Genomic DNA, 16,215 nt, shown 5'->3' on the forward strand with positions numbered 1-16,215 from the left:
AATACCTTATTATAAGCGGCCTTCATTAAAGATCTATGGCCGAAGAGTCTCTCTTTAACTATGGCATAGCTAAAATTAATAGTTTTTATTAGTAAAACTTGCTAAATGCTTAATATTTTCTTAAGAAACATCTTATAATATGACCCAATTGTTATGACTGAAGATTGATGCATTATGCTGGAAAAAATATTAAAACTGCTCGATTCTTTTAGAGAAAATCAGATTTCAAAAGTCCTGCATACCAATCGTGAGCGCATAGTGGCTATGCTTAAAGGCCCCTATTTCAGTGATAAAATTAAACCCTATTTTGCAACAATGCATGCTGAAGGCGTACCCTTCACTGACTTTGAAGATCAACCCAAGCAAGTCACTCAAATCAAAGAGATTATTAATGCGCTTTATCATGCTGAGCAAGCTTTTCTTGATTTGGAAACAGTTAATTTACGGGATGGACAGAATAAAGGAAAAGATGTTAAACAGCTTTATTTCCATACTATCCGTCATGGTTATCAAGCGAGTTATCTCTTAACACATCTTGATGTGGAACTTAGCGAACTTTTTGCAAATGAAGTTAAAGTGGTTCTGCCATTATTAACAGTTTTTCAGAATTTCGTGGATACCCATGCAAAAGAAGCCGCTGAATTCACTGCACAATTAAAGCAATATCCCTTTAGTTATAAAGCTGGTTTGATTAGCGGAATAACTGTTGATCAGATGCGACCTGGCAGCGGTCAGATCGACTACAGTTTCCTCACACAGTTTAGTGCTGTTTTACCTGGTTATCTCCAGCAATTTAGAGAATATATCCAGCGATATTCACCAGAACAACTTGCTAATTTTGAACCGACCCTCAACAAGACCCAGCTTGATGACTTGCAAAAGGAAGGATTTAAGCTCCTCAATGCCCTGGAAAATTTACAGGGTGAAAGTATTTTTATGTCTGCCAAGTTGTTCTATTACGTTGATGCAATTCGACGAGTTATCAACCTCTCTATGAGTACTTTGGAGCAAATGGGGGATTTGAATGAATCGTCACAAGACGTCATTCGAGATAATTTAACGCAACTGAAATATAAATGCTTGGTCCCCTTATTCGCTCTAGCAGATAGACTTGAAGATGAGGCATTGCTAACACCTGGAACACTTAGCAACCCACTTATGGAACAGGTGAAGCCACTCTATGACTTCCTCATTGAATACACATCCAAAGTCGTTAATTTCTCCAGCAAAGGACGCGAACTTGTCACTATAGAAGATGACCGTTTTATACATTTAAGACTTGCAGAAACTGAAAAACGAATTAATGAAGCTAAACGTAATTTAGTAAAAATTGAGCAGGCTCAAGGAGACTTCGTTGCTTTTTTCAGACTGTTGGATGGACACCAAGGAACAAGCTCTTATCTCATCGGTTTACCTGAAGAGACTAAAAAATCCTTAATGACAGATTATAAATTGATCGAGCCCTACGTTAAAAAAATTGACCAAGAGCTTAATAACAATATTATCAAAGCATTAACCCTGCAAAATAGGTGGACCTACGCATCTTTGAACCCAGGGAATTGGATCGCTTATGGCCATGAAAAACTTGAAGTTAAAACGCTATTAGCCCTAAAAGATAAAATCGAAACAGCGCTCAAAAGAGATAGAAATACACAAAACTTCCATATTACGCTTAATGAAGATCTAATCAGCTCCGTTCATGAACGAGCCGAATTAAGTCTCTTTCCTTTTGATAGACAAACGAATGTCTTTGATTGTAATGAGGCTTCTGTCTTAAAGGTGGATCCAATTGCACCTAATGATTTTAATTTTAACATTCAAGGTGAGGATTGTTACGTAACGAATGCGGACAGCCTAACTACCGATCAAGCCTTTGAACTCTATCAATTTTATACTAACAAATTAGCCAAATTGGAAAGAGCTCAAACAGCTTATAAACAATTTATGGTAATTATTCGAGCCCAGTTTCCAAAACTATTAAATGAGATAGATGACGAAACAAAGGTTCGCTTACGCAGCTTATACTGCCGCTTTCAGCCTTATATGGTTGATGTCATAATGCCTGAAACCGACAAGGTGAATTATGACGAACTAATCGTTGCTAACCTAGCGATGACAAGCAACAGCCCAAGTTCTGAGCAACCTGAGCCTCTATCTACAAGGTATTTTTTGATTAGGGGACGCGAACAAACCTTTTTATCATCTTTAAATACATTAACCCTTAATTTTCAGCAAAGAGCGACTTTTTTCCGAGGGCAGGCAGGTTCAAAATATCAAACAGAAGTTCGTGCAAGAGAATTAAAGCATGATGATAAAAGCAGCTATAGGGCAAATCATTTGCTCAAACATACTGAATATTCAAAGGCAATTGGAGAGTTCAAAGATACGGTCATTCAATTAACTACTCTTTTCAATACCACAACAAAAGAACAACTAAACCCAACGCAATATTATATTCGCTCAGGAGTTCCCTTCCCTGAGGTTGAAAATGGCGTCGCGCGCTTAAAAGAAAGCAAACAAGTCTTGGGTCTTAAAGCAATCGCTAATTCCCTATACCATATTGAGCAAATTTCTAAGCAACTTGAGGCGCTAAACAATAAGAGTACTGAAACGGTTTATGTTTACCACTTGGTTCAGGTTTATACCCACCTTGACTCTATTGCCAGCGCAGCAAAAGAATTATATAAAGACCCCTATCTGGCTTTAATCGCTTCTGATATTAGCAACCGTGCGACGGCAATTTATCAAATGCTATTGATCCAAAGCGAGCCTTATAGAACTAGCCCAGACACAGTTGGCACTCCCCTTCCTGAAGTTGCAGCGACAGATGAGCCTTCAAATACAGCCGAGCAAACTCCTCCATCAACAGCTAATGAAGTTCAGTATGGTGGGATCTGGTATCCACTTAATGCCTTTATGCTCGTTCCTGCTTATATTCAAAAATTGACAGCAGAAGATAACTTAACCCAAGAAGATCAAGAGACAATTCAGGAACACACCAAGCAAGTCGTTCTAAAAATTGAAGGTGTTATCAACAGCTCAAGCTCTTATTTCAAGTTATTCCTTAAAACGCCTGTAATGCTTAACCTCTTTCTTGAGCTAAAGGAAAAGCTTAGTGAGTTTACCACTCTTAGCCATGCCGCTGTCCTCGAGCATCTAAAAGAGTTAAATACTGAGCATTTTGCACAAATGCTGCTTGAGGCGGATGAATGGGAAGACCGAATGGGACTGCAACCCGGTCTGCTTTCTGGTCCAATGAAACTTATGTTGGATGAATTTTACAAGGGACTAGTTGAACCCCTTGGTTTTGTCTCGCAAAAGCATATTGAGCTTGTTACTTCACTGGAGCCAATAGAAAAACGACTAATTGCCGTAAGGGAACGCAAAGAACAGGCAACACAGGAAAAAGCGAAGTATAGAGATAATCATGCTGCCCTTGCCAAACTGCTTAAACTAATTGCTACCCATGATAATTTTACTACTGGGCCAGCACCCTCCCCTGTAGCAATGTATGGCTTAGAGCAGGATCTTCTACAAGCCTATGAGCAAGCCTTACCCATTCTTAAAAAACACGAGGACCTCTTCGCCTTATTAAAAAATGACGATGAAATCGAGAAAAGTCCTAAACTCGATAAGTTTATTGTTCAAGAATTCAATGCCCCCTCTGCCAAACTAAGACGCCCGATGAAAGCCAGCCGCTTTGTGGGTGATTCTGCGGTTCATTCACCGTTCAGTGAGCTCCTTACTGAAGGACTGCCATTTAGTCTAGAACTGGAACAAATGAATCCAAAACAGACTAAGCCTAAAGTAGAGCTTAGTGACCTAATTGTTGTGGTAGCAGAAGAAGAGCAAATTGTAGAGAACCCTAATGTCGAAGTCGCGCCACCTTTAGTGCTAACTCAGCACATTAAGACTCATTGCCAGGTTGTTTTTAATTATTATCAAGGCCAGGTCAGCACTCATGATACCGAGTTAAAAACAGCAAAAGAGAAAGAGCGTTATTTAGAAGATTTACATAAAAAGCAAAAAGCACTCAATAGTAAATTTGTTACTGATTATACAAAGAAGGCGATCGGTGTTCAGATCGATGCGGCAATCAACCGTTACATTGGCCTTTTACATGTTCAGAATGAATATAATATTAAATTGAAAGAATACCTGGAATCTAAGGCAGGACAAATCATTGAAGCAGCAAAACGTTCTGATGATATTGATACCTTAGTTCAAGAAATGATCGCTCAGCGAGTATTGCGTTTTGATCAGAAGCATTATCGCAATTATGCGCATTTAGAAGCAGTAATGGTTGCCTTAACTCAATTCAAAACCTATTTTACTGAGGTAAGTACTCACCTACTCAATAATAACTCCTATTTTGAAACATCAAAAACGCTTGAAAACAAATCGCGGATGGTTAAGCGTTTAGAGACAATTGCTGAGAGTGACAAAGATGTGAAAACTCGTTTTGCAGAAATGCGAGCAATTACTGAGGAATTTTCATTTGAAACCACCATGCTCAAGCATTCTAAGCCCAATCCTTTTACCCTGGCCTGGTTAACCCAGCTTGTTACTTCATTCTTAACCCTGCTTCATATCTACAAGCCTGCCTATATCCAACGCTATGATGGCCTAAAAGAAGCACTTACAACTCCGCCTAGCGAGCAAGCGATTAACCGCTACAGGCTCTTTGAACCACCGCAGGCAACCAGACGTTATGCTCTGCCCCCACTAGCACTTGCAGTAGGGCAACCTAACCATGCTGCTGAAGAGCAACCTGTTGTGCAAGAAGGAGCAGTCTTTGGAGTGTAAAAGCAAAGCTTGTAGAATTCTCTGGGGTTTGCTAAAAACTGTTTTTTTCCTATCACTTGGATTAATGATGATAGAACAAAAGACTTATGCACTTGAAATTATCACGACTGATCAACCAACACATGCCGGAGTCCTACGAACCTCGGCACAGCCTGTTAATTTTCCTTTGAGTAAAGCGGATAAAGAACTCATTGCCGCGATGAAAGCGAAATTAACCGAGTTAGGTGGTGTTGGGCTTGCTGCACCGCAGGTTAATCATCACAAACAAATAATCGCAATCTATATCCCCGAAGAAGCAGCCTTTTTGCGCAGCAATACCAAAGCTTACCCCATGCATATTATGATTAATCCCTCCTATGAAGGGGTCGAATCGGCTGGTCGAAGCACTGATTTTGAAGGCTGCTATTCCGTAGTCAACAAGGCTGGCAAAGTCCCTCGTTATAACCAAATTAAAATTCAATTTTATGATGAGCAGGGACATCAGCATAGTAGTATTGAGAATGGTTTTTATGCTCGGGTCTTGCAGCATGAAATCGATCATATTAATGGCACACTTATCATTAACCGATTAACTGCCGATTGTGTACAAGGATCGATGGAGGAAATGATGGCTTTACGCCGCAAGGAACTTGATCCAAAACGAAGAGAATTATTCGATAAGTGGTTGCAAGAAAAAATTAAAAAATGACAGTAAAATCAATAAAATCCTTCTTCAAAAATCATTCTTTTTTTCATATAATTATATTAGTTTATGGACGACAAAAAGCCATTGTACATAAGATTATAATTACATATAATCAGCTTCCCTAGTACTAATAATGAGTTAATAATAATGAAAAAAATTGCTCTGTCTTTACTTGCTGGTTTATTCGCTTTTAATGTCCATGCTGATACAAAATTCTCTTGTGACTATACTGATAAGTTCCTCATTAGTGATAACGTGGATGCCCACATTGGCCTCATGAGCTACAACTCTATTGAAAATTTAGAAATCATACCAACCAGCCCTAGAAGTTTTACGCTGCATGATGTTACCTGTAAAAAGGGACAAGCATATGTAGCTGTAGGCCTGGATATGTATAAATACTGCAATTTCATAATTGCAGATGGTCCTTATATGTGGAGTCCCCAAGTTATTAGCGCCTCATGCAAAGGAATGAACTTCAGAAGACTTTCTTCTATGGGCTCACATTCCTATGTCATTGAACTTGATGAGTTTAATTAAATCATTTCGACAATAATAATGTTTTCTTTTCTTTCCGCGTAGGGGGAGAAGTCCATCGCCTGAAATGCAGTGAAGCGAAATCCAAAAAGTGCTCTGACTTCCCTGATTTCGCTTCACTGCATTCAGGCTATATTCAATTCATACAAAAACAGCCGCCCACAATGGCAACTCTAAGGGACTTCTATGCCACAAAAAACGATTCTAATTACTGGTTGCTCTTCCGGTATTGGTCATGATACTGCGATTGATTTATCTCGTCGTGGCTATCAGGTTATTGCTTCTTGTCGCAAACAAGATGATCTGAATAAATTACAAGCTTTAGGTCTTGAAGCAGTACTTATGGACATGGATGATGAAGAATCAATAGTCAACGCCTTTGCCGAGGTTTTAGATAAAACAGAAGGACGGATTGATGTCCTGATCAATAATGCAGGTTATGGCCAGGCCGGTGCCTTGGAAGACATCCCACGAGACGCCATGCGCCAGCAATTTGAAACCAATGTCTTTGGTCTCATGGATTTAACCCGACTGGCTATCCCCGTTATGCGCAAGCAGGGGCATGGGCGTATTATTAACATAAGTTCATTACTCGGCTTCGTCTCTATGCCCTTTCGCGGCGCTTATAATGCGTCAAAATATGCGGTTGAAGGGATAAGCGATACCTTGAGGCTCGAGCTTAAGTCTTCTGGGATCGATGTGATTGCTATTCAGCCAGGGCCTATCCAAAGTCGATTCAGGGATAATGTGCTTGATCATTCGCTTAAAAAAATTGATAAGGAAAACAGCTATTTCAATCAGCAATATCAGGAAATGCTGAATGGCTATCGCCAGCAAAAGGAAGGCTCAGTCTTCACCCAAGGCACAGACGCGGTAATTGCTAAATTGCTTCATGCCATTGAAGCCAAACATCCAAAAGCCAAATACCCTGTGACTTTTCCCAGCCATCTCTTTGCCTTCTTAAAGCGGGTTCTCAGCACAAAAATGTTAGATCGTTTAATGAGTTACCTTTCGAGGAAAGAATTAGGCCCGCGCTAGCGAGAATTTCAAGTCAGCAGCCCTCATGTAATAGCTTACGTGGGATGTCAAAATCTTGGAGGTAATAAGTCACCCCCATCCCGAAATCCCGCAGCTTGCTCCATAGGTATCTACACAAGTGTCTGTAATAGATGAGCCCTGTGCCCCCCTAAAGCACGTCATCCAGAGCGCAGCGAAGGCTCTCCTGAATGTAGTACGGTGCTACCTTCGCTGCGCTCTGGATGACGTAGTGTTGAAACAAGGAAGGACGTGACCTTATTACAGACACTTGTATAGATACCTATGGGCTTGAGCGCGGGATCTATGGGCTCAGAATGTACACTGGATCCCGCGCTCAAGCCGCGGGAATTCAATACTGGGGTGGGGGCGACCCTATTACATAGAGTAAAGAGGGGGGCTTAAACTATTCTGTTCCCAGTTTCAGTTGCTGGGGTAATTGTTCTATCGCCTGTATTAGCCTTATCGTCCGTTGTTGGGAACATAGTTGAAGCACGGCTTCCAAGGTCCGCTTTATTTCTTCGCCATAAAGCTGTCTCAGTGTCTAGATGCTGCTCATCGTTTGCAGCATGAGTAACGGAAAGGGTATCCAGGATGCTATCGACCATGATCCAAGATGACTCCATATCACTAAGCGGCCTGGGTTTTGGCTCAAGTGTACTTTGAGGAATAGTGCCTAATTGTAAACTAGATACTGAGCCCATTTTTTCCCAATCTGAAAAACTCTGACTAGTTGAAAAAGCCACGCTGCTAGCAGCCTTATTAGTTTGCAGCTCAGGCTGTTGCACCACAGTTGTTTTAGGCGCCCTGAGCCAATTCCAGAATCTACTGACATAACCCTGTTGTTTTACCTCTGGCTGCTCTGGTGAATGCGGCTGATCAATATTTAGTTTCGCTTTGTAGGCTTCGAGACTCACCACTACCGCTTTAGTTTCCTTTGTCACCTGAACAGGAACTTTCTCAACGCTTTGCACTGGCTTACTAACCTCAGCATTTTGTGGCTTTTCTTGAACCGCTATCGCGGCTTGGGCTGCCAGTAATCGTTCTAAGATGACAAACTCTTTCTTAAGGTCCGCAAAATTGGTTTGATATGCGTCTAGTACCTCTTGATAACTTTCAATAGTAAATCTTGCATCATTAGAACTTAGACCGTTCATAAGTGTCTCAACCGTTGGCATATCCAGATCTAGCTCTTTAACAAGGACATCAATTGCCTGACTTTGATCCTCATAAAGCGCTTCAGTTTCTGGGTCCGTTTTCTTTTCTATATGATTAATTTGCTTATCAACCAGTTCTTGCAAAGCAGCTAATTTAGTTTGTAAGCCTAGTAGCAAGGTCTGCTCTTCTTCAACTCTATCTTTAGAAGGCCATGCCCTGAATGCATTGCGCAGTGTTGTAAAGGGCCCGAAGGCGAAGAGTGTCGCAAGTTTTACAGCGATAAAGTCAAGAAACAATGTTTTTGCTAATGCTAAACCGATGCACTTTAAGACTAATAAGGTAATCTTGCCTGCTCGCTCAGAAAGTGAAGGGGTTTCTTCGCTTATCCTTTTGAATTCAGCCAGATTTTCATAAAACTTCCTACCAACATTCCATATTAGATTAAGCACTGCTATCCCAGCAACTACAGCCAAGCCTATGCCTGTCGCACTAAGACCTCCACTAATTGCCAACACAGCTATAGTACCTTTACCGGCAAGAATAGCGCTGATAATGCTCGACCAAGTAAAAATTGGCCCCAAATACTTTGCTAGGAACAAGAGAACATTAACTATTATTCGATTCGATGTTGATTTCTTATATTCCCATTCCCAAACACTCAGCCCTAATAAAGGCTCTTTAGTTGACAACATAGCCTGATGTTTATTCACTTGCTTATCAACGACATCTTTAGCCTTGTTTATACGAGCTTTAACCTGGCTCAATTGCAATTTTGCGGCTCGTTTGTTTGCCCCAGAAATTACCTCAACCATTGACTCTGGTGTAGCCTTGTTTGACATCAATACAAAGCCTTCATCATCATCTTCGTCAGTCCGAGTTTGATCGCTTTTATAAGCTACTGATAGCTCATTGATTTTTTCAAGGGTATCACTTAATTTCCTAATTGCCTGCTCTTGTAGGCGAGTGACTTGCTCCGCATTACCAAGCTGCTCAGCAGCATCCATAGCCATTACCAGAAGTCGATTAACAAGCGCTAATTTAATAAGTGTATCGTTTGAGTGATCGCTCAAATCGAGATGCCCTATTAAAAATTCCAATTGGAGCTCAGTTTCTTTAATAGCATCCGATTTTGGCGGTGCGAAATCTGGCAATTTCGCATCTAGGTTGTCAAAAGTAGCTGCAATAATACCTTTGATCTCTTCCTGTTGTTCTGGCTTGTTATCTGCTAATAACTCAGCGAAAAGGAATTGAATTACTGCTTGCTCATCAAAAGGTTCAGAATTTATCTTCATCTCACGGTATTGCAGATAATACATTGCAAAAGAATCGCGATCTGCCGCACTGGCACTATCAGGATTGAGCATATAGTTATAAGCACCGGCTTCAATAGTCTTCTGGAGCTCAATGCCCAGTATGGGATAAAGTCTGGATTTTGCTATCTTAGTGAACTCATCAAGTTTATCGGAAACCACGCCACCGTATTCATTCATTAGGGAGTTAACGATTGGTGATATACGTGCTTGCACAGTTTCACTTTGAATCGCCTGCAAGGCCAACTCAGCTAAAAAGGGATAGGGTAAAAATCTGACAAGTTGCTCTCTACTAATACCTGCAACAACTTGTTGTACATAATTCACCCCCCAAGAAAAGGCTGATTTTTTACCGGCCTCAACAAGGTTTTGGACAATTGCGTCCATGATTTTTTCTTGGCTTGGAATAATATTCACTGGCGCAAGAGGATCATTTAATTCTTTCATTAAGGCAGGAACTGGATTGCTATTTAATTCCACCTTGTAGCTTTCTTCAGCTTGGACAACATCCAGAAGAGGTTGGTTTTCAGTCTGTTTTAAATAATAGGTCAGCAATCGGTAAGCCAACATATTAGTGGGAGATAGCTTATCTGCAGCAGAGGGCCATATATTCCAGGCTAAGTCTAGAAGCTTACCCGGTGCAGTATTTGCAGCTAATATTTCTCTTGGTTCCGCTGTCATAGCAGCTAGATCACCTTGCAGCATTTGCAGAAGATAACCTTGTAAATCGCTATGTGGCGTTTCCAATCCAGCTCGTAACTGATTGATTAAACCATTTAATGCAGCAATATATTCTAATTTTTTCGCAGCTAACTTGGTAATTCGTTCGTTAGAACTAAGTGCCGTCAATTCTTTGCAAGAATCAAGTTGTTCATCTAATCGATCTTGCAGCACATCCAATAATAATTGAATACCAGGTGTAATTGTTTCTAAAGTATGGGCGGCATCTTGCTTGTTCTTTTCACTTGGAGTTAACCATTTTGAATTTTCTAATTTTTTCTTGTCAGGAGGAAGCAATGTGGATAATGCCTTGAAACTATCAAACTCTTCAGTTTCTTGCGCTCCAAACTCACCATGATTAGTGATGTAGTCGTTGAGAAAATTGATATCACGTGGTGATAAATTGATATTTTCCTTTAATTTTGAATAAACCACGCGCAGTTTATGTGTTTCGTTAGTTGTTGTCTGTAGCAGGGTTTCTAACAAAGGGATTAGGCGCTTGGTTTGATATTCGCCTTGCATACGCAACATTGCGGGTACTAAGAATTCTTTATGAAAATTCTTTAGCGCCTCAGACTCATATTTTGCTACTTCCTCAACAGCCTTAATTAACTCATTAAATGCCTGCACTGGCATTTTAGAATCAAATTTAGATTCCAGAGTTTGTAATCGATTGACAAGTATTAAGATTTCTAGTTTCTGCGGTGAAGAAATCTTAAAGAAGTCTACGGCACCAATTAAGGACGCCGTCGGAACACTCGGTCTCATAACATTTGCAATCCCAGCAGCCAACGGTTGCTGAAGATTAAATTTGCTTCGCAATTGATTTTCAAGCTGTTTGTAATCCTTAAACAGAAACTCCTCTGGCCTAAGCTTAGTATCAGCTTTAACTACCTCAGACATATAGGCATCAAAGAGTTTAGACTTGAGATCATCATCTTGAATTGCCCCTGCTTTTACTAAATCATAAAAAGCGAAATAGGCCATTACCTTATCAAGCTGAAAATCATTTGGCTGTTCATCAATCTGATTTAAAACTCTAGTCAGCGAATCGGTTCGTGACAAATAATTGCGCACTGCCTTAGGAATTAAAGCAACTGCGTAATCATAAAATGCGCCAAGTCCTCTAAGAGCGGTTTGCGCGACACCTTCTACAACAGTAGCACCTGTTCTTACCTGTTGATAATAGCCATTTGCCTGGTTTAGCCAGGAAGGAAGTAAAGAGGGGTCGATTTGCGCACTTACAGCTGCTATTTTATCGAAATTTTCAAAAGCCGTTCCTATGTAGGCTAAGCGATCGATCTGATTATCAGTGACTAAGGCATTGACTGCTGCCAAACCCAAGCCAACAGTGCCTGTAATAGCCTGGCTGCATTGATTCGCTGGTTCCAGCAGTGTGTTAACTAAAATATCTTGTATTGAATCAAATTGCACATCCATTGTAGCTAGGAGTTGTCTGCGGGCAATAGCCTCTTCACTCTCAGAACCATCGTCATTTTTGGGGAAAACTTTTGCTTTTTCAGCCCCAAGAGTATGATGACTCTCAATTATTTTATTAACAAAGGGCAAGAACTCATCAGATAACATATCAACGAGTTCATGGTCTGCAAATTGAACATCTGGCATTGTTACTGCAAGAGCCAGCTTTAGTCCCCTAATGAGTTTGCCTTGGCGGTCTGCTTCATCTGCGTTAAGAGCAGCATCGATAGTATCAAGAGTTTTTGCTAGCATCTCAGCAGTTTTACGCGGTTGATAATTTGCTCCTGGCTTATTCTCAGCGAGGCGGATGCATAATTTTTCCAAGACAAAGGGTAGTTCCAACAAAGAATTTAAATAAGCCCTTTGCGCTTTTAGTACACCGATAAAGTCTACAGATTCTTGTGCCATTATTTCAGGAGGGAGCACTGTACTAACATTCACATTAAAAAGATTTTGCCCAGGCTTAACAGCGAGGTGTCTAATCGCGTGCTCAGTACTCTTCTTGGCTCTATCCAGATTTGACAGGTAACTGGTTTTAATCAGCTTAATAGCCAAGTTATCTTGGCTTGCTTCAGTGACTTCAGTCACAATCGATTGTGCAAAAGCCACAATTTTCTTATGTAAGTCTTGATTTTCCTGCGCCCAGTTTACAGGTCTGCCGCTTTGATTAGCATCGGCAACAGCCTTACAGATTGCATGCCATTCCTCACTTTGCAGGATTGCTTGATGACTAAAGGCAACGTTAAGATAGAAAACATAGGCCTTAGAGTCATAACCTGCTTCATCGAGGGTAAAACCACAGAGATCAAGAACAAAGTTGGAAAGTTCTTTTATATCTCTGGCGATAAAATTGCTTATTTCTTGTTGTTCAAGCATTGATAGACTCTTATTCGTAGATATATCGAAAGTATAAATTCAAAACATTAAGAAAATATGAAAGATCTTAAATTTTTTTTACATAATGACTATTAAAAATTCATTTTTCGAGATTTTTCGTGATTACAGATTGAGATATACAGATTATGTAGGCTGGGCTGATAAGCCCAGCATTTACCTAATTTCGCTGGGCTTATCAGCCCAGCCTACTACATTTAATATGTGTGCTTGGACTTATTTCCAACCTGTAACTTCTGCGATTGCATCACCTAAATCTGCAGGAGAACGTACAGTTCTGACCCCAGCAGCTTCAAGAGCAGCAAACTTTTCAGCAGCAGTTCCTTTGCCGCCAGAAATAATAGCACCAGCATGTCCCATGCGCTTACCGGCTGGGGCAGTTACTCCAGCGATGTAAGAAACGACGGGTTTGCGTACATTTGATTTGATGTATTCTGCAGCTTCTTCTTCAGCTGAACCACCAATTTCACCTACCATGATAATTGCTTCAGTTTGTGGATCACGCTCAAACAGCTCTAAGGCATCGATGAAGCTAGTACCGGGAATTGGATCGCCACCGATACCTATACAAGTGCTTTGACCAAAGCCTTTATCAGTAGTTTGCTTAACAGCCTCATAAGTCAGTGTACCTGAGCGAGAAACGATACCAACCTTTCCAGGTAGGTGAATCGAACCAGGCATAATCCCGATTTTGCACTCGCCTGGAGTGATAACTCCTGGACAGTTTGGTCCTATCAAACGGGCTTCAGTGTTGTTCTCAAGGTAAACCTTTACCTGCAGCATATCGAGTACAGGAACACCTTCAGTGATACAAACAATCAATTTGATGCCTGCATCTGCTGCTTCAAGGATAGAATCCTTGCAAAAAGGAGCAGGAACGTAGATCACAGATGCTTCAGCACCAGTTTCTTCCACAGCTTCACGCATTGTGTTAAAAACTGGCAAACTTAGATGTTGTTGTCCACCTTTACCTGGCGTCACCCCACCAACCATGCGTGTACCGTAGGCAATTGCTTGTTCAGAATGGAAGGTTCCTTGTTTGCCAGTAAAGCCCTGGCAAAGTACTTTTGTGTTTTTATTAACTAATACACTCATTGCTAGCCTCAAAATAGTGTTCTGGTTGCTCTAGCTAGTCCAGAGCCAACCAAAGATGATAATTAGGCGACAGCCGCCACGATTTTTTTCGCAGCATCAGTCAAACTGTCAGCAGCGATTACGTTCAAATCACTCTTATTTAAGATATCTGCACCCAGTTTTGCGTTATTGCCTTCGAGGCGCACAACAACAGGTACTTTTACATCGACTTCTTTAACTGCGGCAATAATTCCATCAGCAATCAAATCACAGCGAACGATACCCCCGAAGATGTTAACCAGGATGCCTTTGACACTCTCATCAGAAAGAATAATTTTGAAGGCTTCACTGACACGCTCTTTGGTTGCACCGCCACCAACATCAAGGAAGTTTGCCGGTTCACCACCGTGCAATTTGATAACATCCATTGTTGCCATAGCTAGGCCAGCACCGTTAACCATGCATCCAATCGAACCATCGAGCGGAATATAGTTTAGTTCCCAATCTGTAGCACGGTTTTCACGCTCATCTTCTTGAGAAGTATCACGCATCATCTTCAGTTTTGGTTGGCGATACAGTGCGTTGCCATCAATATTGATTTTGCCATCGAGGCAAATAAGGTTACCGGCTTTGGTTACCACTAGCGGGTTAATTTCAAGCAAGCTTAAATCACATTCAACAAACATCTTACCCAAAGCCATCATGAGATGAGTAAATTGCTTAATTTGATCATCAGTTAAATCGAGCTTAAACCCTGTATCTCGACACTGGTAGGGCATAACACCAACCAAGGGATCAACTTCGATTTTGAAGATTTTCTCAGGCGTTTCATGAGCTACTTTTTCAATCTCCACACCACCCTCTGTAGACGCCATGATTACCACGCGACGGCTTGAGCGATCGACAACTGCACCAAGGTACAATTCACGGCCGATATCACAGGTTTCTTCAATAAGAAGCGTGTTAACAGGTTGCCCTTTAGCATCAGTTTGGTAAGTCACCAAGCGAGTACCTAATAATGATTTAGCTACTGAAGCCAATTCATCCTTGCTAGATACCAACTTAACACCACCAGCCTTACCTCTGCCGCCGGCGTGAACCTGGGCTTTCACTACCCATTTTGATGTTGATAATTGTGAAGCAACTTGCAGTGCATCTTCTACGCTTTGGGCTACTTGACCATTAGGAACAGGCAGTCCGTAGCTAGCAAATAACTGCTTGGCTTGGTATTCATGTAAATTCATCGTTAGCACCCTTTAAAAAGCAAAACCCGGCAACGCGGGTCTTGCGGTTGATCGTTAACCTCAAACATTAAGTAATAAACGGGAAGGATCTTCCAGTAACTCTTTTACAGTCACTAAGAACTGTACTGATTCTTTACCATCAATTAAACGATGGTCATAGGACAAGGCGACATACATCATAGGCCGAATAACAATCTGTCCTTTCTCAACGACTGGTCTGTCCTCAATTTTGTGCATTCCCAAAATACCAGTTTGTGGTGGATTGATAATGGGTGTTGCCAGGAGAGAACCAAAAACACCACCATTAGTAATGGTAAAGGTTCCGCCCTGCATTTCTTCCATCGACAATTTACCCTGGCGTGCACGGGTAGCGGTATCATTGATTGATTTTTCAATATCAGCCATTGTCATTTGATCAGCATCTCTTACTACAGGCACGACCAAACCACGCTCGGTCGAGACTGCAATCCCGATATCGTAATAACCGTGGTAAACAATATCCTGACCATCAATAGATGAGTTAACTGCTGGAAAACGTTTCAGAGCTTCAACAACCGCCTTGGTGAAAAAGGACATAAAGCCCAATTTGACGCCATGCTTTTTTTCGAAACTATCTTTATATTGAGCACGTAAGTCCATCACTGCCTTTAAATTGACTTCATTAAAGGTTGTTAGCATCGCTGCATTATGTTGTGCCTGTACGAGACGCTCAGCAATTTTAGCTCTGAGCCTAGTCATTGGAACGCGACGCTCTTCACGTACGCCCATCGGAGCCATAGGCTCTTGTCGAGCTGCTGGTTTGGCAGTCTTTTCACGACTTGACTCGATGAAAGTCAGTACATCATCTTTTGTAATACGACCATCCTTGCCTGATCCGGCAATTTGACCAGCCTGCAGATCATTTTCAGCAAGAATTCGCCTTACTGCGGGACTTGTTGATTTATCTTCACTTGCAAGGTTTTCTTGTTTAGTTTCTGCTTGCTTGCTTTCTTGCTTCTCAACTGGAGCAGATGCAGCAGCACCATTTTCTATACGCGCAAGAATCTGGCTGGATTGAACGATGTCACCCTCTTTGAACAGAATTTCTTTGAGAATACCATCCGCAGGGGCAGGCACTTCCAAAACAACCTTATCTGTTTCCAAATCTAAGAGGTTTTCATCACGAGAGACCTTATCGCCAATTTTTTTATGCCAGGTAGCCACGGTAGCATCAGCTACCGACTCAGGCAGGGCAGGTACTTTAACTTCAATAGACATAGTAATACCTTCTTCG

Annotated in this window: 8 protein-coding genes; 4 read left to right on the plus strand and 4 right to left on the minus strand. The window is 41.2% G+C overall.

All coding sequences use genetic code 11. The annotated features are described in order from the left end of the window. The first annotated feature begins 174 nt into the window (after window positions 1-174). The 4 genes from BN1094_RS00690 (at window position 175) to BN1094_RS00705 (ending at window position 7,066) form a co-directional block, all read left to right on the plus strand. Entirely contained in the window at window positions 175-4,806 is a 4,632-nt protein-coding gene (locus BN1094_RS00690; protein WP_043872515.1) for a hypothetical protein, read from the plus strand. Between the two features lie 67 nt (window positions 4,807-4,873). Next, a complete protein-coding gene (gene def, locus BN1094_RS00695; protein ID WP_043873622.1) occupies window positions 4,874-5,494 on the plus strand; it encodes a peptide deformylase in 621 nt (206 codons plus the stop codon). A gap of 144 nt (window positions 5,495-5,638) precedes the next feature. Continuing rightward, complete coding sequence (locus BN1094_RS00700) at window positions 5,639-6,031, plus strand: hypothetical protein (protein ID WP_043872516.1); 393 nt, start codon at window positions 5,639-5,641, stop codon at window positions 6,029-6,031. 183 nt (window positions 6,032-6,214) lie between these two features. After that, the gene (locus BN1094_RS00705) at window positions 6,215-7,066 is read left to right on the plus strand and encodes an SDR family NAD(P)-dependent oxidoreductase (RefSeq protein ID WP_043872517.1); all 852 of its coding nucleotides are present in this window, start codon (window positions 6,215-6,217) and stop codon (window positions 7,064-7,066) included. Between the two features lie 398 nt (window positions 7,067-7,464). Here the strand turns inward: BN1094_RS00705 and BN1094_RS00710 are convergent, their stop codons facing one another. The 4 genes from BN1094_RS00710 to odhB form a co-directional block, all read right to left on the minus strand. Then, window positions 7,465-12,606 carry a hypothetical protein gene (locus BN1094_RS00710; protein WP_043872518.1) on the minus strand — a complete coding sequence of 1,714 codons (5,142 nt, stop codon included), beginning with the start codon at window positions 12,604-12,606 and terminating at the stop codon, window positions 7,465-7,467. Between the two features lie 234 nt (window positions 12,607-12,840). After that, window positions 12,841-13,719, minus strand: a complete 879-nt coding sequence (gene sucD / locus BN1094_RS00715; RefSeq protein WP_043872519.1) for a succinate--CoA ligase subunit alpha — start codon at window positions 13,717-13,719, stop codon at window positions 12,841-12,843. Window positions 13,720-13,781: 62 nt separating this feature from the next. Further along, a complete protein-coding gene (sucC, locus tag BN1094_RS00720; protein WP_043872520.1) occupies window positions 13,782-14,942 on the minus strand; it encodes an ADP-forming succinate--CoA ligase subunit beta in 1,161 nt (386 codons plus the stop codon). 60 nt (window positions 14,943-15,002) lie between these two features. After that, complete coding sequence (gene odhB, locus BN1094_RS00725) at window positions 15,003-16,199, minus strand: 2-oxoglutarate dehydrogenase complex dihydrolipoyllysine-residue succinyltransferase (protein WP_043872521.1); 1,197 nt, start codon at window positions 16,197-16,199, stop codon at window positions 15,003-15,005. Window positions 16,200-16,215 lie beyond the last annotated feature (16 nt).

Origin of the sequence: Legionella massiliensis, assembly GCF_000756815.1 — a bacterium.
Lineage (GTDB): Bacteria > Pseudomonadota > Gammaproteobacteria > Legionellales > Legionellaceae > Tatlockia > Tatlockia massiliensis.

Bases quoted from the DNA above. Each gene is read 5' to 3' on its own strand.
- BN1094_RS00690 (WP_043872515.1), top strand. From the start codon at position 175: ATGCTGGAAAAAATATTAAAACTGCTCGATTCTTTTAGAGAAAATCAG.
- def (WP_043873622.1), top strand. From the start codon at position 4,874: ATGATAGAACAAAAGACTTATGCACTTGAAATTATCACGACTGATCAA.
- BN1094_RS00700 (WP_043872516.1), top strand. From the start codon at position 5,639: ATGAAAAAAATTGCTCTGTCTTTACTTGCTGGTTTATTCGCTTTTAAT.
- BN1094_RS00705 (WP_043872517.1), top strand. From the start codon at position 6,215: ATGCCACAAAAAACGATTCTAATTACTGGTTGCTCTTCCGGTATTGGT.
- BN1094_RS00710 (WP_043872518.1), bottom strand. From the start codon at position 12,606: ATGCTTGAACAACAAGAAATAAGCAATTTTATCGCCAGAGATATAAAA.
- sucD (WP_043872519.1), bottom strand. From the start codon at position 13,719: ATGAGTGTATTAGTTAATAAAAACACAAAAGTACTTTGCCAGGGCTTT.
- sucC (WP_043872520.1), bottom strand. From the start codon at position 14,942: ATGAATTTACATGAATACCAAGCCAAGCAGTTATTTGCTAGCTACGGA.
- odhB (WP_043872521.1), bottom strand. From the start codon at position 16,199: ATGTCTATTGAAGTTAAAGTACCTGCCCTGCCTGAGTCGGTAGCTGAT.